This window comes from Bacillus sp. CZDM1 (assembly GCF_055502545.1).
Window position 1 is genome coordinate 26,354 of sequence record NZ_JBUESO010000008.1, and the last position, 19,973, is coordinate 46,326.

Annotated in this window: 21 protein-coding genes; 14 read left to right on the forward strand and 7 right to left on the reverse strand. The window is 37.7% G+C overall.

Translation table 11 applies throughout. The features are described from left to right. The first annotated feature begins 15 nt into the window (after window positions 1-15). The 3 genes from ACY3XC_RS18175 to proC all read left to right on the forward strand — a co-directional run bounded on the left by ACY3XC_RS18175 (window position 16) and on the right by proC (window position 1,581). Complete coding sequence (locus tag ACY3XC_RS18175) at window positions 16-186, forward strand: XapX domain-containing protein (protein WP_179161118.1); 171 nt, start codon at window positions 16-18, stop codon at window positions 184-186. A 27-nt stretch (window positions 187-213) separates the two neighbouring features. Next, the gene (locus tag ACY3XC_RS18180; RefSeq protein WP_464870002.1) at window positions 214-609 is read left to right on the forward strand and encodes a cytidine deaminase; all 396 of its coding nucleotides are present in this window, start codon (window positions 214-216) and stop codon (window positions 607-609) included. A gap of 171 nt (window positions 610-780) precedes the next feature. Further along, complete coding sequence (gene proC / locus ACY3XC_RS18185) at window positions 781-1,581, forward strand: pyrroline-5-carboxylate reductase (protein WP_464869804.1); 801 nt, start codon at window positions 781-783, stop codon at window positions 1,579-1,581. A gap of 26 nt (window positions 1,582-1,607) precedes the next feature. On the opposite strand, the gene ACY3XC_RS18190 is transcribed toward proC, so the two are convergent. The 3 genes from ACY3XC_RS18190 to ACY3XC_RS18200 form a co-directional block, all read right to left on the reverse strand. After that, the gene (locus ACY3XC_RS18190; protein ID WP_464870003.1) at window positions 1,608-2,162 is read right to left on the reverse strand and encodes a YitT family protein; all 555 of its coding nucleotides are present in this window, start codon (window positions 2,160-2,162) and stop codon (window positions 1,608-1,610) included. Between the two features lie 133 nt (window positions 2,163-2,295). Beyond that, window positions 2,296-3,288 (reverse strand): anion permease, encoded by a 993-nt coding sequence (locus ACY3XC_RS18195; protein ID WP_464869805.1) that lies wholly within the window; start codon window positions 3,286-3,288, stop codon window positions 2,296-2,298. An 11-nt stretch (window positions 3,289-3,299) separates the two neighbouring features. Next, complete coding sequence (locus ACY3XC_RS18200) at window positions 3,300-3,914, reverse strand: DUF47 domain-containing protein (protein ID WP_464869806.1); 615 nt, start codon at window positions 3,912-3,914, stop codon at window positions 3,300-3,302. Window positions 3,915-4,246: 332 nt separating this feature from the next. Here ACY3XC_RS18200 and ACY3XC_RS18205 point away from each other — a divergent pair, with 332 nt between their 5' ends. Further along, on the forward strand, window positions 4,247-4,504 hold the full coding sequence (locus tag ACY3XC_RS18205; RefSeq protein ID WP_179161124.1) for a GlsB/YeaQ/YmgE family stress response membrane protein: 258 nt from the start codon (window positions 4,247-4,249) through the stop codon (window positions 4,502-4,504). Between the two features lie 45 nt (window positions 4,505-4,549). Here the strand turns inward: ACY3XC_RS18205 and ACY3XC_RS18210 are convergent, their stop codons facing one another. Beyond that, window positions 4,550-5,467 carry an RluA family pseudouridine synthase gene (locus tag ACY3XC_RS18210; protein ID WP_464869807.1) on the reverse strand — a complete coding sequence of 306 codons (918 nt, stop codon included), beginning with the start codon at window positions 5,465-5,467 and terminating at the stop codon, window positions 4,550-4,552. A 135-nt stretch (window positions 5,468-5,602) separates the two neighbouring features. On the opposite strand from ACY3XC_RS18210, the gene ACY3XC_RS18215 reads away from it, so the two are divergent. The 3 genes from ACY3XC_RS18215 (at window position 5,603) to ACY3XC_RS18225 (ending at window position 8,645) form a co-directional block, all read left to right on the forward strand. Then, the gene (locus tag ACY3XC_RS18215) at window positions 5,603-5,989 is read left to right on the forward strand and encodes a YhcU family protein (RefSeq protein ID WP_179161126.1); all 387 of its coding nucleotides are present in this window, start codon (window positions 5,603-5,605) and stop codon (window positions 5,987-5,989) included. Between the two features lie 144 nt (window positions 5,990-6,133). After that, window positions 6,134-7,876, forward strand: coding sequence for a phospho-sugar mutase (locus ACY3XC_RS18220; protein WP_464869808.1), 1,743 nt, complete (start codon window positions 6,134-6,136; stop codon window positions 7,874-7,876). A 46-nt stretch (window positions 7,877-7,922) separates the two neighbouring features. Continuing rightward, the gene (locus tag ACY3XC_RS18225; RefSeq protein ID WP_464869809.1) at window positions 7,923-8,645 is read left to right on the forward strand and encodes an SDR family oxidoreductase; all 723 of its coding nucleotides are present in this window, start codon (window positions 7,923-7,925) and stop codon (window positions 8,643-8,645) included. A gap of 109 nt (window positions 8,646-8,754) precedes the next feature. On the opposite strand, the gene ACY3XC_RS18230 is transcribed toward ACY3XC_RS18225, so the two are convergent. Continuing rightward, window positions 8,755-9,006 carry a YhdB family protein gene (locus ACY3XC_RS18230; RefSeq protein ID WP_464869810.1) on the reverse strand — a complete coding sequence of 84 codons (252 nt, stop codon included), beginning with the start codon at window positions 9,004-9,006 and terminating at the stop codon, window positions 8,755-8,757. 151 nt (window positions 9,007-9,157) lie between these two features. Between ACY3XC_RS18230 and ACY3XC_RS18235 the strand changes: the two genes are divergently transcribed. Next, window positions 9,158-10,144, forward strand: a complete 987-nt coding sequence (locus ACY3XC_RS18235) for a M14 family zinc carboxypeptidase (protein WP_464869811.1) — start codon at window positions 9,158-9,160, stop codon at window positions 10,142-10,144. Between the two features lie 88 nt (window positions 10,145-10,232). Then, window positions 10,233-11,645: a SpoVR family protein gene (locus ACY3XC_RS18240; protein WP_464869812.1), complete on the forward strand. Its 1,413-nt coding sequence runs from the start codon at window positions 10,233-10,235 to the stop codon at window positions 11,643-11,645. Between the two features lie 79 nt (window positions 11,646-11,724). On the opposite strand, the gene ACY3XC_RS18245 is transcribed toward ACY3XC_RS18240, so the two are convergent. Then, on the reverse strand, window positions 11,725-12,066 hold the full coding sequence (locus ACY3XC_RS18245) for a hypothetical protein (RefSeq protein WP_464869813.1): 342 nt from the start codon (window positions 12,064-12,066) through the stop codon (window positions 11,725-11,727). A 114-nt stretch (window positions 12,067-12,180) separates the two neighbouring features. On the opposite strand from ACY3XC_RS18245, the gene ACY3XC_RS18250 reads away from it, so the two are divergent. Beyond that, a complete protein-coding gene (locus tag ACY3XC_RS18250; RefSeq protein ID WP_464870004.1) occupies window positions 12,181-12,531 on the forward strand; it encodes a TIGR04104 family putative zinc finger protein in 351 nt (116 codons plus the stop codon). 25 nt (window positions 12,532-12,556) lie between these two features. On the opposite strand, the gene ACY3XC_RS18255 is transcribed toward ACY3XC_RS18250, so the two are convergent. Beyond that, window positions 12,557-13,870 carry a cytosine permease gene (locus ACY3XC_RS18255; protein ID WP_464869814.1) on the reverse strand — a complete coding sequence of 438 codons (1,314 nt, stop codon included), beginning with the start codon at window positions 13,868-13,870 and terminating at the stop codon, window positions 12,557-12,559. Between the two features lie 366 nt (window positions 13,871-14,236). Here ACY3XC_RS18255 and ACY3XC_RS18260 point away from each other — a divergent pair, with 366 nt between their 5' ends. The 4 genes from ACY3XC_RS18260 (at window position 14,237) to ACY3XC_RS18275 (ending at window position 19,962) form a co-directional block, all read left to right on the forward strand. Beyond that, window positions 14,237-15,637: an amidohydrolase gene (locus ACY3XC_RS18260; RefSeq protein WP_464869815.1), complete on the forward strand. Its 1,401-nt coding sequence runs from the start codon at window positions 14,237-14,239 to the stop codon at window positions 15,635-15,637. Window positions 15,638-16,103: 466 nt separating this feature from the next. Beyond that, entirely contained in the window at window positions 16,104-16,991 is an 888-nt protein-coding gene (locus ACY3XC_RS18265) for an oxamate carbamoyltransferase subunit AllH family protein (RefSeq protein WP_464869816.1), read from the forward strand. Next, window positions 16,985-18,532 (forward strand): acyl-CoA synthetase FdrA, encoded by a 1,548-nt coding sequence (gene fdrA, locus ACY3XC_RS18270; RefSeq protein WP_464869817.1) that lies wholly within the window; start codon window positions 16,985-16,987, stop codon window positions 18,530-18,532. Before ACY3XC_RS18265 ends, fdrA begins: the two co-directional genes overlap by 7 nt. Window positions 18,533-18,534: 2 nt before the next feature. Then, window positions 18,535-19,962, forward strand: coding sequence for a YlbE family protein (locus ACY3XC_RS18275; protein WP_464869818.1), 1,428 nt, complete (start codon window positions 18,535-18,537; stop codon window positions 19,960-19,962). The last annotated feature ends 11 nt before the right edge of the window (window positions 19,963-19,973 follow it).

Consider the following 19,973-nt stretch of genomic DNA (forward strand, 5'->3'; position numbering starts at 1 on the left):
ATTTGAGGGATATAAATGAAAGAAACAATATTAGCATTAGTTGCTGGTTTAATTGTAGGTATCATTTTTAAATTTATGAAGCTTCCATTACCTGCACCTCCAGTGTTTTCTGCAGTAGTTGGCGTTTTCGGTGTTTATTTTGGCGGGGTTATTGCCAGTTGGATGGTTAAATTTTTCCAAGGGTAAAAGAGGACTATGGAGAGTGAGATCACGATGGATGAAAAACAACTTTTAGAGGAAGCAGCCAAGGCACGAGAGTTTGCCTATGTGCCCTATTCAAAATTTCAGGTTGGTGCTGCTCTTATAGCAAAAGATGGGAAGGTATTTCATGGATGTAATATTGAAAATGCCTCATATGGAATGACGAACTGTGCGGAAAGAACGGCTTTATTTAATGCATACTCTGAAGGTGTTACTCAGTTTGACACATTAGTTGTGGTAGCGGATACGGAAGGGCCAGTTTCACCTTGTGGTGCCTGCAGACAGGTAATTTCGGAGCTTTGTGACTCTGAGATGGAGGTTATCCTTACGAATTTAAAAGGTGATATTCAAAGAATCCTAGTGAAAGACCTTCTTCCAGGAGCCTTTTCCTCCAAGGATTTTATATAAAATGTTGAGACAGGATGACAATCCCGTCTCTTTTTTTATGCATTTTTATAAAAAGGGCATAATTTAAAAAGCAGATATCTCCCTATTTCTTATCGTAAATCCAACCTATTATGAACGACAAAATGTCGTATGATATCATTAAATGGACTTATGGAGAGGTGAGTGTGTTAAGTGAAAAAGAAGATTGGCTTTATAGGAGCAGGGAAAATGGCTCAAGCGATGATAGAAGGAATCCTTAAATCGTCGTTGATTCCAAAAGAAAACATCAAGGTCAGCGCTAAAACAGCTGAAACAATGGATAGAATCAAATACAGCTATAAAATTCATACGACCCGTTCAAATCAAGAAATCGCAAGGTTTGCTGACATTTTAATCCTAGCGGTAAAACCTGACCAACATAGAAAGGTTATTGAAGAGATAAAAAATATAATTCATCATGAAAGTACGATAATCACCATTGCGGCTGGAATTACATTGGCAGATATTGAAAGGGAATTTGGTTTTAGTATAAAGGCAGTTCGGACAATGCCCAATACGCCTTCGTTAGTGGGCGAAGGGATGACGGCTATTTGTCCAAATGAGATGCTTTGTGAGGAAGAGATAGTTGAGATTGAACGTCTTTTTCAAACATTTGGTAAAACGGAGAGGCTTGATGAAAAACTAATGAATGCTATACCAGCTATTAGCGGTTCATCTCCTGCTTATGTTTATATGATGATAGAAGCAATGGCCGATGGAGGTGTCAAGCAGGGAATTCCAAGGGATAAAGCCTATCGGTTGGCAGCTCAGGCTGTCCTTGGCGCTGCTAAAATGGTACTAGAAACCGATAAACATCCTGGAGAACTTAAAGATAATGTGTGTACGCCGGGTGGGGCAACGATCGAAGCTGTAGCTGAACTAGAAAAGAAGCAATTTCGAGGTTCCGTATTGGCTGCAATGGAAAGCTGTACTGAAAAAGTGAAATCATTATAAAAACCTGCGACTTTGTCGTAGGTTCTTCAATTTGGTTCTGGTCTTCTAATGACTGTTATCGATGTCATCAAGCCAACAAAAATAATGGTTAATAAAGAGTAAAGGAATTTTTCTAAACCCACTACTTGAATCCCGCTAGTAATGACCAGACCATCAATTACAAAGATAATGATTCCTATATTAACAGAAGTAAATTTGGTGAGGATTTGGGCTAGCAAATCAGTTCCACCCGTACTTGTTTCATAGCGTAGCATTAGACCAATCCCAACTCCGACCAGAATTCCCCCAAGTATCGTACTTGGAAAAATGCCAAGCTGAATTTTCCCATTCATAAAAGAAAGTAAGTCAATACAAAAGGAAGAAATAATAAGTCCATGCAGGCTGTAATAGAAATAACGTCTTTCAAAGAACCATGCCAAGATATAAAGAGGAAGACTTAAAACAATCATACTAAGGCCTGTTGGCCAACCGTAAAAATAGTGAATGATTAACCCTAAACCAATCACGCCGCCATCAAGCAGATGATAGGGTACGAGAAACCCATTAACACCTAGGCTTAGTAATAAACTGCCAATCAGCATAGCAATAATTTTTTGTTTCAATAAAAATCACTCCAAACTTGTCCCTACCTAAAAAGTATGAAAATGATTTAGATTTAGAAGTGCTGCAAATAAAAAAAGAGGATGGATAAACCATCCTCTTTAATCGTATTTTTTAAAAGAAAAGATTTAATATGAAATAAGAAATTGCTGCTATACCTGCTGAAATTGGAAGTGTAATAACCCAGGTGATGAGCATTCTTTGAGCTGTATCCCATTTTACTCCTTTAAGTCGGTGTGAAGCACCAACTCCTAGAATACCGGAAGAAATAACGTGGGTTGTACTAACTGGTACATGGAGCCAGGTAGCACCAAATATTACCGCTGCACCAGTCAAATCCGCAGCAACTCCGTTAATAGGACGAATCTTCATAATTTTCCCGCCAACGGTTTTAATGATTTTCCATCCACCTACAGAAGTACCAAGTCCCATTGCCGTAGCACAGGCAAATTGTACCCAGAATGGTACTTCTGCATTAGCACCTAGATAACCATTGGCAATGAGAGCCATCGTGATAATCCCCATTGCTTTTTGTGCGTCATTCGTTCCATGTGAATAAGATTGCAGGGCTGCAGTGGCTATTTGCATATAACGAAAATTTCGATTCGTCTTCGCTAAATTTGCATTCTTAAACACCACTTTAAAAATACTATACACAATATAACCGACCGCAAAAGCAAGGATTGGTGAAATAATTAAAGCTTGGAGGATTTTCAAGAATCCAGTATAGTTAAGCGCGCCAAAACCTGCTGAAGCAAGAGCCGCTCCTGCGATTGATCCAATGATTGCATGAGAAGAACTGCTTGGGATTCCGTAATACCATGTCAGCAAATTCCAAAATATTGCAGCAATCAACGCAGCAAGGATAACAACAGATCCATTTTCAAGCGTAAAAGGGTCGACAATATCCTTGGAAATGGATTTAGCTACACCCGTAAACGTCATGGCCCCTACAAAATTCATGATTGCGGCTAACAGTATGGCCTGCCGTGGTCTTAAAGCCTTTGTAGAAACAGAGGTTGCAATCGAGTTTGCCGTATCATGGAACCCATTAATAAAGTCAAATGCAAGAGCACCAATGACAACTAAAATAATTAAAATTTCCATTTGTTTGCTCCTTATGCATTTTTCATAATAATGGTTTCAAGTGTATTTGCAACAGATTGACAGCTGTCAGCAATATCCTCGAGATTTTCGTATATTTCTTTGTATTGAATAATTCTTATTGGATCCTTTTCGACTGTAAATAAATGCTTTATGGACTGACGAAGGATATTATCGCATTTTGATTCATAATCTTTTATTTTGATTGCATGTTCTCGCATTTGAGGGAGTTTCTTGCTCGCTAGCAATTCCATCGCTTCATCAATTTCGTGAACACTTGATTTTATGGCAGCCACAAATTGCAGCATAAAATCATCTGCCTGTGTGATTGAATACATTTCAAATAATGCAGCTGTTGCTTCAAGGCCATCCAATACGTCATCCATGCTGTTTGCAAGATGGAGAATATCTTCCCGTTCAATAGGAGTGATAAATGCATCATTTAATTGTTTAATGACTTCATGAACAAAGGTATCGCCCTTCGTTTCAATCTCTTTCATCTTCTCTGAGAAAATTTTCAAATCACTAATATTTTTTAATTTATAATCAGCAAAGTAATTTGCACCTTCCTTTAAGTTTGAAGAAATATTACTTAATAGAGCAGAAAATTTATCAACTTTTTTTGCCATTTTATTATCCCCCTAAAAATTATGTAAAAAGTTTTGCACAACGGACAATATTTTACAGAAATTAAACGAAAAAAACATAAAAATTTGACCTAATTTACAAAAACTTAACAAAAGAAAATTCTGAAAAATAATCTTATGGGATTAGCTTTATTTATTTTTTTTAATGTTTCCTGTAGACCTATTATTATGTATTTACTAAAACAGAGTAAATTTCTTGGTATGTAAAGAAATAAAATGGGTACTTTAATGGTACAAGACAGTATTTTAAAAATTAATACTGCTTGTTAAGTAATAGGATTCTTTAAAAGAATGATTAAAAAAGGAGTGTTCTAATGAGTTTCATTTGGGCATTAATCGTAGGTGGAGTGATTGGCTGGTTAGCTGGTCTTATTGTTGGCAGAGATGTTCCAGGTGGTATTATAGGTAATATAATTGCAGGGTTTGTTGGCGCATGGCTCGGTACTTTATTATTAGGGGATTGGGGACCAAATGTTGCCGATTTTGCGATTATCCCTGCCATTATCGGATCAATTGCTCTTGTATTCCTATTATCACTTGTAATGAGGGCATTTAGAAAAGCTGACAGATAATTGAAAGAGAGGCCGCCCCAATTGGGCGGCCTCCTTAAATTTGAATCATAGTATATTCACGTCTATACTCTTGAAGATTGGCGGGTTATCTATAAATGGGGCATAACAAATGATTTCTTCTCCAGTAATAGGGTGAGTAAATTCTAATTTTGCCGCGTGCAGTGCCTGTCGATCGAATAGTGGCTTTCCTCCATATAAAATATCGCCTAGTAGAGGATGCCCAATGTGACTGAAATGCGCACGTATTTGATGCGTTCTCCCCGTTTCGAGCCAGCATTTTACATAAGAAATACTGTTTTCCTCTTTAATAAGCTGATAATGCGTAATAGCCTCTTGACCAGTTGGAGAAACTCTTCTCCTTGTTGCATGATGACGGTCACGCCCAATTGACTCCTTTATAGTTCCTTTCTTCTTATTCAAATGTCCTTGAACAATAGCAAGATAGGTCCTCTTCAATTCATGTTTTTCGAGCATTCTGTCCAAAATAGCACCGGCTAAGGCGTGTTTAGCAAAGAGGATAGCACCAGTGGTATCCCTGTCTAAACGATGTACATGCCGAATCTCAACTTTTTCACCTTTTGAATGCAGATAAAATTGTGCTGCTTGTAAAAGTGTACTTTTATCGTTTTCGTCATTTGGATGTGTGTTCATAAAAGCAGGTTTATTAAAAACAATCACATGCTCGTCCTCAAATAGAACCTGTATGTCATAGAAGAAAGCAGGAATGTTCATTACTTCCTCATCTTCAAATAATTTAATTAGCACCTTTTCTCCTAATTTAAGAGGCGATGTCCACGAAGCTTTATTTCCATTTACAAATACTTTGTGTTCCATTCTGAATAAATGAGTAAGTTTCTTTGAGACCTCCCATTCACTTCGGAAAATTTCCTCTATGGTTTTTCCTTCCCAGCTTTTGGGTGTGTTAATTTCCATCCAATTCCCTTTTCGTGTCGTTTTTATCATTTGAACTCCTTATAACTTGAGATTTCTTTAAAGGTATGGCGTGGTTATAATTACCACCGAAATTCACTCTTATTTATGCTATCCTTATGTATATATATTACGATAGATTATAGTTATCGCAAAGGTGGGTTACAAGTGAAAATTGTTTTTGCCTCGACACCAGGTCAGGAAGAGGAAATTTGTGGACTTGTGAGGTACATCTATTCAACTGTTTTTCCACTCTATTTTACGGATAAGGAAATAAGTGAGTTTGAACAATTAAAAGTATTGCATACTCCAGATGACTTTAATACTTTAAAGGACGCTTTTCAAGTAATGGCAAGCATGCAAACAGTGATCTCCATACTTGAGTCTCCAACTCTTGATGAGCAATATGCAGTTCTATTTAATAAAAATGTTTCGAACTTGCAAGAATTTGGTCTTTTCTTTCCGTTTGAGTATGAACAATTCGTAGAAGCTAAAAATATGAAAAACAGTGTGTTTAGTGTTTATATCAAAGCCGCAAATGAACTACTTGTATAATTTCTAAAGAAAATGTCTGCAAATGCAGACATTTTTTTTTATAATCCTTGAACTTACTGAGATAAAATATAAAATAAATAGAAGGTGTAAGTTGATTGTGAAAATCAAACAATATGAAATAGGCTAAAAAGGGAGGATAAAATAATGAGTTGGAAAGAAAGTGCAAAAAGGTGGATGGAGTTTTCAAACTTAAATGAGGAACTAAAGCAGCAGCTTGAGGAAATAAAGCAAGATGAAAAACATCTTGAAGAAGTTTTTTATAAAAATCTAGAGTTTGGGACCGGCGGGATGCGAGGCGAAATCGGTGTAGGAACCAATCGGATGAATCTATATACGGTTCGAAAAGCTTCTGCTGGACTAGCTGCATACATAGACGAACAAGGTAGTGAAGCAAAACAACGCGGAGTGGTGATTGCTTACGATTCACGACATAAATCTCCTGAATTTTGTATGGAGGCTGCCAGAACACTTGCAACAAAAGGGATAAAAACCTACGTATTTAATGAATTAAGACCAACTCCTGAACTATCATTTGCTTTAAGGTATCTTAACGCATTTTCCGGAATTGTCATTACGGCAAGCCATAATCCGCCAGAATATAATGGATATAAAGTATATGGTTCTGACGGCGGACAGCTGCCGCCTGCAGCAGCTGACGAGGTAATCACGAAGGTTGACGAAATTGAAAATGAATTGTTGATTGAAGTAGATACGGAAGAGAACCTAAGATCTCTTGGTTTAATTAACACAATTGGTGATGAGATTGACCAAGCCTATATCGAAATGCTGAAAACTATTTCTGAGAATCCTTCCATTTCGAAAGAAACAGAAGTAAAGATTGTATTTACACCATTGCATGGTACGGCTAATAAACCAGTGCGTCAAGCCCTGACGGCATTGGGCTATACAGATGTAACGGTAGTAAAGGAACAGGAACTGCCTGATCCTGAATTTTCGACCGTAAAAAGTCCAAATCCTGAGGAACATGCAGCATTTGAACTAGCCATTAGGGATGGTAAAAAAGTAGGTGCAGATCTATTAATTGCAACCGATCCAGATGCAGATCGCTTAGGAATAGCTGTACGTAACGAAGAAGGAGAATACGTTGTTTTAACAGGGAACCAAACAGGCGCCCTATTATTAGATTACATTCTCTCCCAAAAGCAAAGCAAAGGGACCCTTCCTTCAAATGGAGTGGTGTTAAAAACAATTGTGACTTCAGAAATCGGCAGGAAAATCGCCCAAGGTTACCAATTACCAACCTTTGATGTGCTAACTGGTTTTAAATTTATTGCTGAAAAAATAAATGAATACGAGGAATCGGGAGAATTTACCTTCTTATTTGGCTATGAAGAAAGCTATGGGTATTTAATCGGAGATTTTGCTCGGGATAAGGATGCTGTGCAAGCAGCTATTTTGGCAGTAGAAGTATGTGCCTACTATAAAAAACAAGGCATGTCGCTCTATGAAGGCTTAATGCAGGTATTTGAAAATTATGGCTACTATCAAGAAGGTCTAAGGTCCTTAACGTTAAAAGGAAAAGAAGGTGCAGAACAGATTCAGCAAATTTTAGCTTCTTTCCGTTCTGAGCCAATAACGCAGCTTGGTGATTTAACAATCTCAATGTCAGAAGATTACCTAACTGGCCTTAAGCAAACTTCCAATGGTGAAGAGAAAATCGATTTACCAAAATCCAATGTTTTAAAATATACCTTCACAGATGGATCATGGGTTTGCTTGAGACCATCTGGTACAGAACCAAAAGTGAAATTCTATTTTGGTGTGAATAGTAACGGTTTAGAAGAAAGCAGAAATAAATTACTCGAGATTGAAAAGAATTTCATGAATCTCGTGGATGAAAAAGTCAAAATGGTAACAGGAAAATAACTTTCATCAATCATCTAAGTACCTCAACATGAAAGGAACAAAAACCATGTTAAAAAATCAAATCTCCATTGTTACAGGAGCTTCCAGAGGAATTGGCAAGGAAATTGCTGTTAAGCTTGCTGAACAAGGAGTGAAATTAGCAATAATCGGAAGTTCAGCACAAATTTCAGAAACAGCTGATGACCTGAAGAAAAAAGGTTTTCCACATGTATTGCCGATTCAAGCCGACGTTTCGAAAGAAGAAGACTTACAGCAGGTGGTTTCGAAAACCATTGAGGAATATGGACATGTAGATATGTTGGTTAATAATGCAGGTGTGGGATTCTTTAAATTAACAGAGGAAGTAACACTCGAAGAATGGAAAAAGGTGTTTGAAGTAAATGTCCAAGGTGTGTTTCTGGCCACGAAAGCTGTCCTTCCACATATGAAGGAACGGAAATCAGGAACGATTATTACCATTGCTTCTGATGTATCCAGATATACGATAGCTAACGGTTCAGCATACACAGCTTCAAAATATGCTGTACAAGGCTTTTCTGGTTCTGTAGCACAAGAAGTACGTGAATATGGTATTAGAGTAGGTACCATTAACCCAGGAATGGTGGATACCTATTTTGCTGAATCGACACAAGGTTTACCGGAGAAACAGGATTGGCTAAAGGTTGAAGATATAGCAAATGCAGTAGTGTATATGGCTTCTGCTCCTAAGTACATGCTTATTGATGAAATTGTTCTTCATCCGCTTGTTCAACAATATCCTATCGCATAACAAAAGAAAACGGCTCCTCCTTGAGGGAAGCCGTTTTTTTGTTTTTGGTGGAATTCTTTGGTCCGGTTGTTAAAATTTTTCTCAACAAAAATTGTATCCACTTGTTTTTTCAGGAAAGACTATACATCGGTAACTCATTATCAGGTTCAAAGGTTTCGTTAGCATGGTCGATATAACGAAGTAAAGAATATAAACTCTTTTCAATTACTGAGTAGTCACGTTCAAAGTGATAAGCATGCAGGAATTGCTCTATCCTCTTTGATAAAAATTGATCTTTTGTTCGTACCATGAGTATCAGCAAATTATCCCATTCAGAGCGATGTGTATAATACAAAGCTCGATCATAATCCATTTTATTCATTTGTTTTGTCTCCTCCTTACTAGGAGTTGAAGTTATTTTATGATATTTCGGCGATAACTTTCACAGAAAATGTTGGACAATCCGTTCTAACGCTGTTTTCAACTTTTACCTGTATAACATGCAGCGACAATGGTTACAAAAAGGAGCCAGTATGAAGAAGCTATTATGTGTTTTGTTGGTATTATCACTCCAGATTGAAAATGTCTCACTGGCAAAAGTTGTTGAAACAAATCGTCCTTATACATATGAGAAAATGAAAGATGACCTTGAAAAAATCAATCGTCAATATCGGGCGATAAAAGTAAAAAAAATAGGGGAAACTCATTTTGGAAGAGACATTTATGCAATTAGGCTTGGAAAAGGAAAGAAGAATATCGTGTTAATTGGAGCCCATCATGGACGAGAATGGATTACAAGTATGCTTTTAATGAAAAAACTTGAAGTGTATGCTGATTTATATCAAAAGAAAACAGAGTTTGGGCCAATTTCAACAGATATTTTAAATGATGTTTCCATCTGGTTTATTCCCATGCTGAATCCAGACGGTGTGACCATCCAACAAAATAAACTCAATCTGTTCCCAGAAAAACACCAGAAACAACTGGTATCCATGAATGATGATTTAGAGAACTTTGAGCGCTGGAAAGCGAATGGAGTCGGGATTGATTTAAATAGACAATATCCTGCGGGGTGGAAGGAACTCACCGATGGACCGCCATTTCCCTTTTACCAATTTTATAAGGGGAAGAGACCGTTGGCAGCAAGTGAAGTAAAGGCATTAACTAAATTCATTCACGACATTCATCCTGAAATTGCTGTGGCTTACCATTCGGCTGGCAGAGAAATTTTTTGGAATTATAAAAATGGCAAGCAGCTTCAACGTGACAAACAAATCGCAAAAAAAATTTCAACATTGACCGGTTATACACTGGCAAAACCACCTAAACACGCAACGGGCGGCGGTTTTACGGATTGGTTTATCACTAACTACCACCGCCCTGCGATGACGATTGAGGTTAGTCCGCTTGTTGGAGAAACTTCCCCGCCTTTATCGTTTTTTAAAACAGAATGGGAAAGAAATAAATATGTAGGACTTACCCTGGCAGAGGAAGCAAAAAGCTTAAAAAAGCGAAAATAAGCAAGTAGACTTGCTGTTTTTTACATCTTGTTTCATCATTCCCAGATTTACTTCATACATTGTGGTAAGAGGAAAAGGGGGAATGGCGATGAATGGGGACGATCGCAAAGCTCTTGAATACGCGATTAGTGAGATCACTGAAATTGCTCGGGGCTTTGGCTTAGATTTTTATCCTATGCGATATGAAATTTGCCCAGCTGAAATCATTTACACGTTTGGTGCCTATGGAATGCCTACCAGATTTTCACACTGGAGCTTTGGGAAGCAATTTCATAAAATGAAGCTTCATTATGATTTAGGATTAAGTAAAATTTACGAACTTGTTATTAATTCAAATCCTTGTTATGCCTTCTTACTAGATTCCAATTCACTCATCCAGAATAAATTAATCGTTGCCCACGTACTGGCTCATTGTGATTTCTTCAAGAATAATGTCAGGTTCCAAAATACCAAACGGGATATGGTTGAAAGCATGGCCGCCACGGCAGAACGAATCAGAACTTATGAAATACAATTTGGGAAAAAGGAAGTAGAGACCTTCCTTGATGCCATACTCGCCATTGATGAACATATTGATCCTTCATTAATGAGACCAAAACTGGCATGGTCACTGGAGGATGAAGGGGAAGAAGAATCGCCGCAAATCTCAGCAACTCCTTACGATGATCTATGGAAGTTAGATGACAGTGCTAATAAACAGCCAAGTCAGCCAAGAAAAAAGCTATTTCCACCAAAGCCGGAAAAGGACCTATTATTATTTATTGAAACTTATAGCAGGGAGCTTAAGGATTGGCAGCGAGATATACTAACAATGATGCGGGAGGAAATGCTTTATTTCTGGCCGCAGTTAGAAACGAAAATCATGAATGAAGGCTGGGCTTCCTATTGGCACCAGCGAATCATCCGTGAGATGGATTTAACTAGCGGAGAAGCAATTGAATTTGCAAAATTAAACGCAGGGGTGGTACAGCCGTCAAAGACCGGTATAAATCCTTATTACCTAGGAATTAAGATATTTGAGGACATTGAAGAACGTTATAATAATCCCACTGATGACATGATTAGAAGAGGAGTTTTACCAGGATCTGGCCGGGAAAAGATGTTTGAGGTTCGTGAAGTGGAATCAGATATATCTTTTTTACGGAATTATTTAAACAAAGACCTTGTCATGAGGGAAGATATGTATCTCTTCCAGAAGCAGGGAAGGGACTATAAAATCGTCGATAAGGAATGGGAGCATGTTCGAGACCAGTTAGTGAATATGCGTGTAAATGGAGGGTTCCCGTACATTACCGTCAATGATGGTGACTATTTGAAGAACGGTGAACTCTATTTAAAGCATTGGTATGAGGATGTGGAATTAGATGTCAAATACCTTGAAAAGGTATTGCCATATATCCAGCAGCTATGGGGCAGACCTGTTCATATCGAAACTATGATAGAAGATCGAAGAATGTTATTTTCTTATGACGGGAAAGGTGTTCACCGAAAGTATATGTAAAAAACAGTTGTGTATATAAAGTCTTAAATCGTAAACAAAAAAACACCAATCAATGGTGTTTTTTTGTTTATTATTATTATTATTTATTTAAAAGGATAGCTCCAATAGCAATCAGGAAAATTCCGATAATGGAATATACTGAAATGTTCTGTCGTAAAACTATTATAGATAAAATTGTAATAAGAATTGCATTAACTCCAGTTTGAATACCTCCAAGCATTACGGTATTTCCAAATATTTTATTCCCTTGAATGAACCCCCAAGCTAGTACAATATTTCCCAAAAAAGAGAGAGGAAGAAAATATATATTAAAGCGGATGCTATCTTTTAAAGTTGGTTGAAAGAAATGGGCAGATAAAATTGGTAATAAGGAAAAAACAGCAGCACCAATTACAATTGCGCCTATTACAAGAAATCTCAAAAGAACACCTCTTTTAATGGAAATAACTATCCTAAATAGTATTGCTTTTTAGTTCAAGAGTTGATTCATAATTTTCTATTGGTATATTTTTCTTGGAGAATAATGGTAGTGTTCATGCTAAGATTTTCTAAAAGTGAGGTGTTTGTAATAGGCATACAAAAATGTGAAACTTGTAAGTGTCAATTTACATGGAAGGAAATACAAAAGACGATCCGTTGGAATTATAAACAACTTGTATGTAGAAAATGTGGAACGATGCATCAAATTACACTACAGAGCAAATTATTATTTTCACTTACGATAGCAGTATTGTTATTTATTTTCAGTCTAGCTAATCTTTCTTTTAATTTAAGAATAGCGGTAATAATCATCGTCTTCTTATCCGTTTTATTCAGCTTCCCTTATTTTGCTAATTATAAAAAGAATGAAAGCTCAATCAAAAAAGGAAAAAAGGTTAAACGATAACCTTTTTTCCTTTTCTAGCAAGTATTTACTTTACATTACTTTCTTTATTAACACTTTGAGAGATGGTAGGTTTGATTAATAGGGACCCAACGTAATAGAAGACAGCTGAGGAACCTATACCAAATACCACCACTGAAAGCTGAGGTGCAAAGAAGTTAACCAATAAAGCTACTAAAGCAGCCATACCCCATGTAACAAATGGAAGTGGTTTCCAACTCTCGGAACCAAGAGACTGATTTTTTCTTAGAATTAGTTGATCTATAATAATGATTGTAGCGATTGGCGGAACAATTAAACCGAGAAGTTCCAGCCAGCTCTGGAAAGCGTTCCAGATACCTGAGACTGCTGCGATGATTCCAACAATCCCTAGTACGATTGTTAAAAATCTCATGCTTTTTCCTGTCATATGTGAGAAACCGACCGCACCATTATACAAGCAGTGGGTACATCCAACACCTAGATTAATAAAAACAAAAATGAGAGCCAAGAAGGAAAGAAGAGGACCTTGTCCCGATAAAATTGGCATAAAGTCGCCGCCACTCGTGGCAGGACTTTGGATTACACCTGTCGCTACGATAATTGCACCTACTACTTCGGCGATGAACTTTCCAAATGGGAAGGCTGTAATGGCAGCTAACAATCCTTCACGCCCATTTTTCGACCAACGTGTAAAGTCGGCGGTCATCGTACCAGAATCAGCAAACGTTGCAAATACCATGGTGACTGCTGCCCCAAAGGACAGAAGACCTGCACTAGTTGTTGGTTCATAATTAAAAATATCTGTATTTCCAGTTTTAAACGAGATAATAATTGAAACAATACCGAGAATGAGATACAAAGGTGCCGCGATCCATCCTAAAATTGTTAATGCTTTTATTCCAATAAAAGTTGCAGCAACATAAAGAACCCCTCCTATTAAAGTCATTAATAGCATTGGGGCACCAAATGAGCGAGCCATGGTATCGCCGGTAAGCCCTACCATAAGAGCAAACCAGCCTACTACGACTGTGGAAAGTAATCCTGATACGACCATGTATCCATATCGTCCAAAAGTCCTTTGAGCAGTCATTGCAAAGTTTTCTCCGGTTTTTCCTGCCAAATAGCTTAATGCTCCCACAACAAGGCATAGCAGCAAGTTTCCTGCTAGTATTGCAGTTACCCCAACTTTAAATCCAAGCATTGCAGTGATTACTCCACCGATTACAGCGCTTGTCAAAACCATTGGGAAACCAAACCAAACAGCTGCTACAGATGCCAGCGGCTTTCTGTATTCTTTTGGTACAGGGGTAGTTTCAAATTCTGGATCTAATAATTTAGAATCCACATTATTGGTAGACATATTTTCCCTCCAGCCTATTCTTTATTTTTTGAGCGCTTTCAATAGGATCCTATATGTTTATTTTAGAAAGGAAAATTATAGAAGTCTTTGGATAGTTCAACTAGAAAACTCGCAAATCATTTAGTCATTGCGCACAAAGAAGTGTGAATAAATTATGAAGAAAAATACTTTTTGGATATTTCAAACTATATTGACACAATTCATTCACAGACTATAGTCCAAAATATACAGGTGATAAAATATTTTTTTCGGGACAAAAACATCATGTAAATTTTGGGACAAATACCTAGAATGACTTTTGTAAGGATTGTCAATTGTTATTGGAACCAGCTTTTTAAATTTTTGGTACATAAGGAGGAAGATTAGATGATTACGGGTAATGAAGGATTTTCACGAAGAAGGTTTCTTTGTAATGCTGGAAAAATTGGGGGTGCCTCAGCCGTTCTTGGCGTTACAGGTACGATGGATTTGTTTTTACCGGAAGAGGTGATCGCAAATGCTGAGGCTGGCATAAACACCAAAAGGCCCGATAAGAACAGCAGCTATATGCTTTTGAATGTACGTTTAGAAAGCGGTTATAAGTATGAAAATGGTCAAGTCGCCGCAACGGAAAGCGTAATACGAAATCTCCAAATTGTTAAAGGTAAAATTACTAAAATATTAGAAACTAATGTAACATATAATAAAAATTTGGATTGTTATGACGCCAAAGGGCTGCTATTACTGCCCTCCTTTAGAGATATGCATATTCATTTGGATAAAACCTATTATGGCGGTCCTTGGAGAGCTGCCCATCTGAGAAAAAATGGTATTTTCGATATGATTGAATTAGAACAGACACTGTTATTGGAGCTTCTGCCAACTGCTCAGGAGCGTGCAGAGAAATTAATTGAACTGATCCTCAGTTATGGTTCAACGTATGTAAGAAGCCATTGTAATATCGATCAGGTGGTAGGGTTAAAGAATCTTGAGAATCTGAAAAAGGCATTAGCGAACTACTCCGATAAAATATCACATGAAATTGTGGCATTCCCTCAACATGGTTTGCTCCGTTCAAATGTAGAAGGTCTTATCCGTGAGGCAATGCAACTGGGAGTTACCCATGTTGGCGGACTAGATCCAACCTTGGTAGATGAGAATATGGAAAAATCATTGAATACAATGGTCCAAATTGCAGCCGATTATAAAGCAGGAATTGATATCCACCTCCATGAAGGTGGGGAAACTGGAATAAATGCGATTAGACTGCTGGCAAATTTAACTGAACAAGCTGGTCTGCAGGGAAAAGTGACGATCAGCCATGCGTTCTCGCTCGCGTCGTTACCGGCTGGAGCGGATAAGGAAATGGCAAACCTCTTAGCTTCTCAGGGTATATCTATCGCGTCATCTGTTCCAATTGGAAAAGGGGTTATGCCAATTCCGCTGCTCCAGCAGCAAGGTGTTAAAGTCCTGCTGGGTAATGATAGTATCACGGATCAATGGGATCCATTCGGAATAGGAGATACCTTGCAGAAGGCGCATCTTGCTGCACAGCTTTATGGCTGGAAACACGAATACACGTTGTCCCGTGCCCTCTCCCTAGCTACCGGAGGTATTACACCATTAGATGAGTCCGGTAAACAAATATGGCCGAAAGTTGGAGATACAGCAAATGCTGTTCTGGTTCAGGCAAGTTGTTCTGCTGAAACGGTTGCCCGACTGCCTAAGCGTGCAGCCGTCCTGCATAAAGGCGTTCTAGCAACTGGCTCTCTTGTGGCCGTCAATTAATTAATTTAGTAGTAGAGACTTAAGATAGAGCCAAATAAAAGATTGGAGATGTAGATAATTCATACATCTCCTTTTTATTTGGCATAAAGACAACAAGCTATCATTTCATTGACATAATTTAATCACAATCCATTGTACGATTTGCACAATTGAATGCATGGCTTTTTGGATTTGTTACACGATGACGGTGTTATGCAAAATAACTAGAATAATCATGTAAGCATTATATTTAATTGAAAATTGTACAATGCTTCCTGAGACTAAGATGAGTTTGCTGAATTCAAAACCCTTAATTTTTTTCATTCAGTCATACCCATTGCCTTGTATTGTAATCGAAGGGGAGAGCACACTAATTTACGTACAAATTCATGTTAATTCTTACAAACTATTTTTCTTTCTTAGAGGAGGTTCGATCTGCTCAAAAGTTTATTCGACTTCATAATTTTAGAACTATGGGGTGTCATTCTTGATAAATACAATCTCAGGTGATGCTGATTTTATAAAGGAAATTAATAATTCACTTTTCACTGGTTATGTGCATAGTACATTTAATCGAACATTTAATATTAAATCTTTCGAAAATGGCGATTTATATACCATTGCATGCAGCAAACTTGATAACGGACCTAACACGTTAATTATTGATGTTGACAATATGAAGCCGCTGGAAATTGGAGTAAGTGATCGGGTACGTGTTGAACAAAATCTCTTGTATATTGGGGATAAGCTCATTATTTCTATTGATAAAATAAAAAAATGGGAAAGTGTTTTACCAGCATACCCATGTAAAGTGGAAATCGTGAAACAAAATTTAATAAAAATGAAGGAATATATTAACATTCACGGTGTAGGCGGAGGAATAAAAAAAAATGCCATACCCCAAAATCCTTTTGAAGCAGAAGTCTCGAATATGCTTGAGAAAAGAACTCTTTTACTATTAAACGAATTATTAAATGATCGAATCTCATCTGCCTTGCCGCATGCAGTTTCAATTGTTGGACTTGGACCCGGGTTAACTCCCTCTGGTGATGATTTTTTAACTGGGTTATTTACTATTTTTAATATGAAAAACAGCCCTTTTAATCCTTACCGATTATTTTGTGAAGAAGTTTTAAAGAAAGCAAAAACCTTAACGAATGACATTAGTTACATGACTTTGAAAAAAGCAGCATTTGGTAAAGTGAGAGAGTCTATTATTTCATTACTTAACTCTTTATTAGTTGAGGATGATGAAGACTTAATTCTCTCTTTAAATAAATTATTAAACATAGGTTCTTCATCCGGGACAGATATAGCTTATGGCATTGTTTTCGGAATGGAGGCCACTATTAGAGCAGGAGGTAAAGTATGTTAGTACAAGCTTTGATTAAGCCAAACACATATGTCGATTCAGTATCTTTAATGTCGCTTTCCACTAAAGCAAATCAAATTGAAGAAGTGGAACAGGCCATTATTGCAATGGCTACAGAAATGAATAAAGAGGTAATGAAAAATGTCGGTTTACTGACACCTGAAGTAGAGACAGCGGGGGCAAGTGATTTAGTTATTGTTGTAAAAGCAGCAACTGACGAATTATGCGAAATCGCTTTCGAAAAAATAAATGATATATTTACAAAAAAGAATTCTGGTAAAAAAGGGAAAAGTGACATTAAGTTTTCTACTATTTCTGCTGCTGCAGGGAGTAATCCAGAAGCTAATTTAGCTATTATTGCTGTAAATGGTGCATATGCAGCTAGAGAAGCGAAAAAGGCTCTTGAAAATGATTTACATGTCATGATGTTTAGCGACAATGTGAGCATTGAGGATGAAATTGAATTAAAGAAATTAGCTCATGAAAAAGGCTTATTTATGATGGGTCCAGACTGTGGAACAGCGATTATCGGAAATACAGCCCTTTGCTTCGCGAATGCGGTAAGAAAAGGGAATATCGGTATTGTTGGGGCATCAGGAACGGGCAGCCAAGAAGTAAGCGTCCGCATTCACGAATTTGGCTTCGGTATCTCACAATTAATTGGAACAGGCGGTAGAGATTTAAAAGAAGAAGTTGGCGGAATCATGATGCTTGATGGTATTCAGGCACTTGAAGACGATGAGGAGACAAAAGTCATTGTCGTTATTTCCAAACCACCTGCACCTAGTGTAGAAGAAAAAGTATTAGCGAAAATTAAAAACTGTACAAAACCAGTTGTCGTTTGGTTTGTTGGCGGGAATGAAGAAAAAATTACTGCTGCTGGTGCCCATTTTGCGAAAATGTCTAAAGAAGCTGCACTTAAAGCAGTCCTATTGGCTGGGGCAGACGAAAGCAAGTTAAATAAACGTACATTAAATATCCCGCTTATTGAAGAAGTTCGGACGAAGTTAACTCCTGAACAGAAATATATTCGTGGACTTTTCAGCGGTGGAACGCTGGCAGATGAAGCGATGCATGCAGCGATGGAGAAATTCGATAATGTCTACAGCAATATTCAAAGAAATCCAGAGTATAGACTAAAAGACCGTTATACAAGCCAAGAACATACATTCATCGACTTTGGTGATGATGAATACACACAAGGAAAGCCACACCCAATGATTGATCCATCTACACGTCTTGAAAGATTTATTCAGGAGGCAAAAGATCCGTCTGTTGGTGCTATCGTAATGGACTTTGTTATAGGTTATGGAGCACATGAAGATCCAGTTGGAGCTTTCCTTCCAGCAATCATAGAAGCAAAACAACAAGCGGAACAAGAAGGAAGACATTTAGAGATCATTGGATATGTTCTTGGAACAGAATTAGATCCACAAAATTATGAAGAGCAAATTAATAAATTATTGGCTGCAGATGTAACACATGCGAGCAGCATGCAGAATGCTGGCTTATTAGCTAGAGAATTTGTTGTGAAGGGAGAATAGGCATGAGTAGAATTAGCGATTTATTTAAAAGTAGACCACATGTCATTAACGTAGGAATTGAGTCCTTTAAAGATGATTTATTACAACAAGGCTCTGAAGTCATTCATTTAGAATGGACACCGCCTGGCAGAGGAAACCCAGCATTAATTGCTGCACTTGACAAGTTTGAAAATCCTGCAATCTTAGAAAAAATTGAAGAAGCTAACAAAATAGCAGTCGAAAGAATTATTAATTCTCACCCAGTGTTAATTGGATATGATCAAGCCATTAATTGCGTACCTGGTATGACCAAAACAACGATCCTTCATGCAGGACCTCCAATTACTTGGGATAAAATGAATGGTCCTATGAAAGGTGCTGTTACAGGCGCAATCGTATTTGAAGGTTTAGCTAAGGATGTTGAAGAAGCGGCTAAACTAGCCGCATCTGGCGAAATCACTTTTTCACCATGTCACGAACACAACTGTGTAGGATCAATGGCAGGTGTTACTTCTGCGTCAATGTTCATGCACATTGTTGAAAATAAAACATATGGCAATATTGCTTATACAAACTTAAGTGAACAATTAGCAAAAATCCTTCGAATGGGAGCTAATGATCAAAGCGTTATTGATCGTTTAAATTGGATGCGCGATGTTTTCGGTCCAATTTTACGTGATGCGATGAAACTAAATCCTAATGGAATTGACTTACGCTTAATGCTTGCACAAGCACTTCATATGGGAGACGAGTGTCATAACCGAAATGTTGCGGGTACAACATTATTAATTCAGGCTTTAACTACGTATATTTTACAAACTGATTACACAATCGAACAGAAGAAAGAAGTATTTGATTTCGTTGCGAGCAGCGATTACTTCTCCGGTCCTACTTGGATGGCAATGGCGAAATGTGCCCTTGATGCTGCTCATGGCATTGAAAACAGTACAGTCGTTACAACCATGGCCCGGAATGGAGTTGAATTCGGTATCCGTGTGAGCGGAATGCCTGGAAACACTTGGTTTACTGGCCCTGCACAAAAAGTAATTGGTCCAATGTTTGCAGGTTACAAGCCAGAAGATTCTGGTCTTGATATCGGGGATAGCGCCATTACTGAAACATATGGTTTCGGCGGATTTGCGATGGCAACAGCTCCAGCAATTGTTGCATTAGTTGGTGGAACACCAGATGAAGCGATTGGTTTTACAACTAGAATGAAGGAAATCACAACAACTGAAAATCCTAACGTAACAATTCCAGTACTTGATTTCATGGGACTTCCGACAGGAATTGATGTTCGTAAGGTTATCCAAACAGGTATTATGCCTGTTATTAATACGGCGATTGCTCATAAAGATGCAGGTATCGGAATGATAGGTGCAGGAATTACCTATCCTCCAGTGGAAGCCTTTGAAAAAGCAATGCTGGCTCTAGGTGAAAACATTCAATAATATTCAAACTT

Excerpts from the sequence above, each read along its gene's own strand:
- ACY3XC_RS18175 (WP_179161118.1), top strand. The coding sequence starts at position 16 with ATGAAAGAAACAATATTAGCATTAGTTGCTGGTTTAATTGTAGGTATC.
- ACY3XC_RS18180 (WP_464870002.1), top strand. The coding sequence starts at position 214 with ATGGATGAAAAACAACTTTTAGAGGAAGCAGCCAAGGCACGAGAGTTT.
- ACY3XC_RS18190 (WP_464870003.1), bottom strand. The coding sequence starts at position 2,162 with ATGCTGATTGGCAGTTTATTACTAAGCCTAGGTGTTAATGGGTTTCTC.
- ACY3XC_RS18195 (WP_464869805.1), bottom strand. The coding sequence starts at position 3,288 with ATGGAAATTTTAATTATTTTAGTTGTCATTGGTGCTCTTGCATTTGAC.
- ACY3XC_RS18200 (WP_464869806.1), bottom strand. The coding sequence starts at position 3,914 with ATGGCAAAAAAAGTTGATAAATTTTCTGCTCTATTAAGTAATATTTCT.
- ACY3XC_RS18205 (WP_179161124.1), top strand. The coding sequence starts at position 4,247 with ATGAGTTTCATTTGGGCATTAATCGTAGGTGGAGTGATTGGCTGGTTA.
- ACY3XC_RS18210 (WP_464869807.1), bottom strand. The coding sequence starts at position 5,467 with ATGATAAAAACGACACGAAAAGGGAATTGGATGGAAATTAACACACCC.
- ACY3XC_RS18220 (WP_464869808.1), top strand. The coding sequence starts at position 6,134 with ATGAGTTGGAAAGAAAGTGCAAAAAGGTGGATGGAGTTTTCAAACTTA.
- ACY3XC_RS18225 (WP_464869809.1), top strand. The coding sequence starts at position 7,923 with ATGTTAAAAAATCAAATCTCCATTGTTACAGGAGCTTCCAGAGGAATT.
- ACY3XC_RS18230 (WP_464869810.1), bottom strand. The coding sequence starts at position 9,006 with ATGAATAAAATGGATTATGATCGAGCTTTGTATTATACACATCGCTCT.
- ACY3XC_RS18235 (WP_464869811.1), top strand. The coding sequence starts at position 9,158 with ATGAAGAAGCTATTATGTGTTTTGTTGGTATTATCACTCCAGATTGAA.
- ACY3XC_RS18240 (WP_464869812.1), top strand. The coding sequence starts at position 10,233 with ATGAATGGGGACGATCGCAAAGCTCTTGAATACGCGATTAGTGAGATC.
- ACY3XC_RS18250 (WP_464870004.1), top strand. The coding sequence starts at position 12,181 with ATGCTAAGATTTTCTAAAAGTGAGGTGTTTGTAATAGGCATACAAAAA.
- ACY3XC_RS18255 (WP_464869814.1), bottom strand. The coding sequence starts at position 13,870 with ATGTCTACCAATAATGTGGATTCTAAATTATTAGATCCAGAATTTGAA.
- ACY3XC_RS18260 (WP_464869815.1), top strand. The coding sequence starts at position 14,237 with ATGATTACGGGTAATGAAGGATTTTCACGAAGAAGGTTTCTTTGTAAT.
- fdrA (WP_464869817.1), top strand. The coding sequence starts at position 16,985 with ATGTTAGTACAAGCTTTGATTAAGCCAAACACATATGTCGATTCAGTA.
- ACY3XC_RS18275 (WP_464869818.1), top strand. The coding sequence starts at position 18,535 with ATGAGTAGAATTAGCGATTTATTTAAAAGTAGACCACATGTCATTAAC.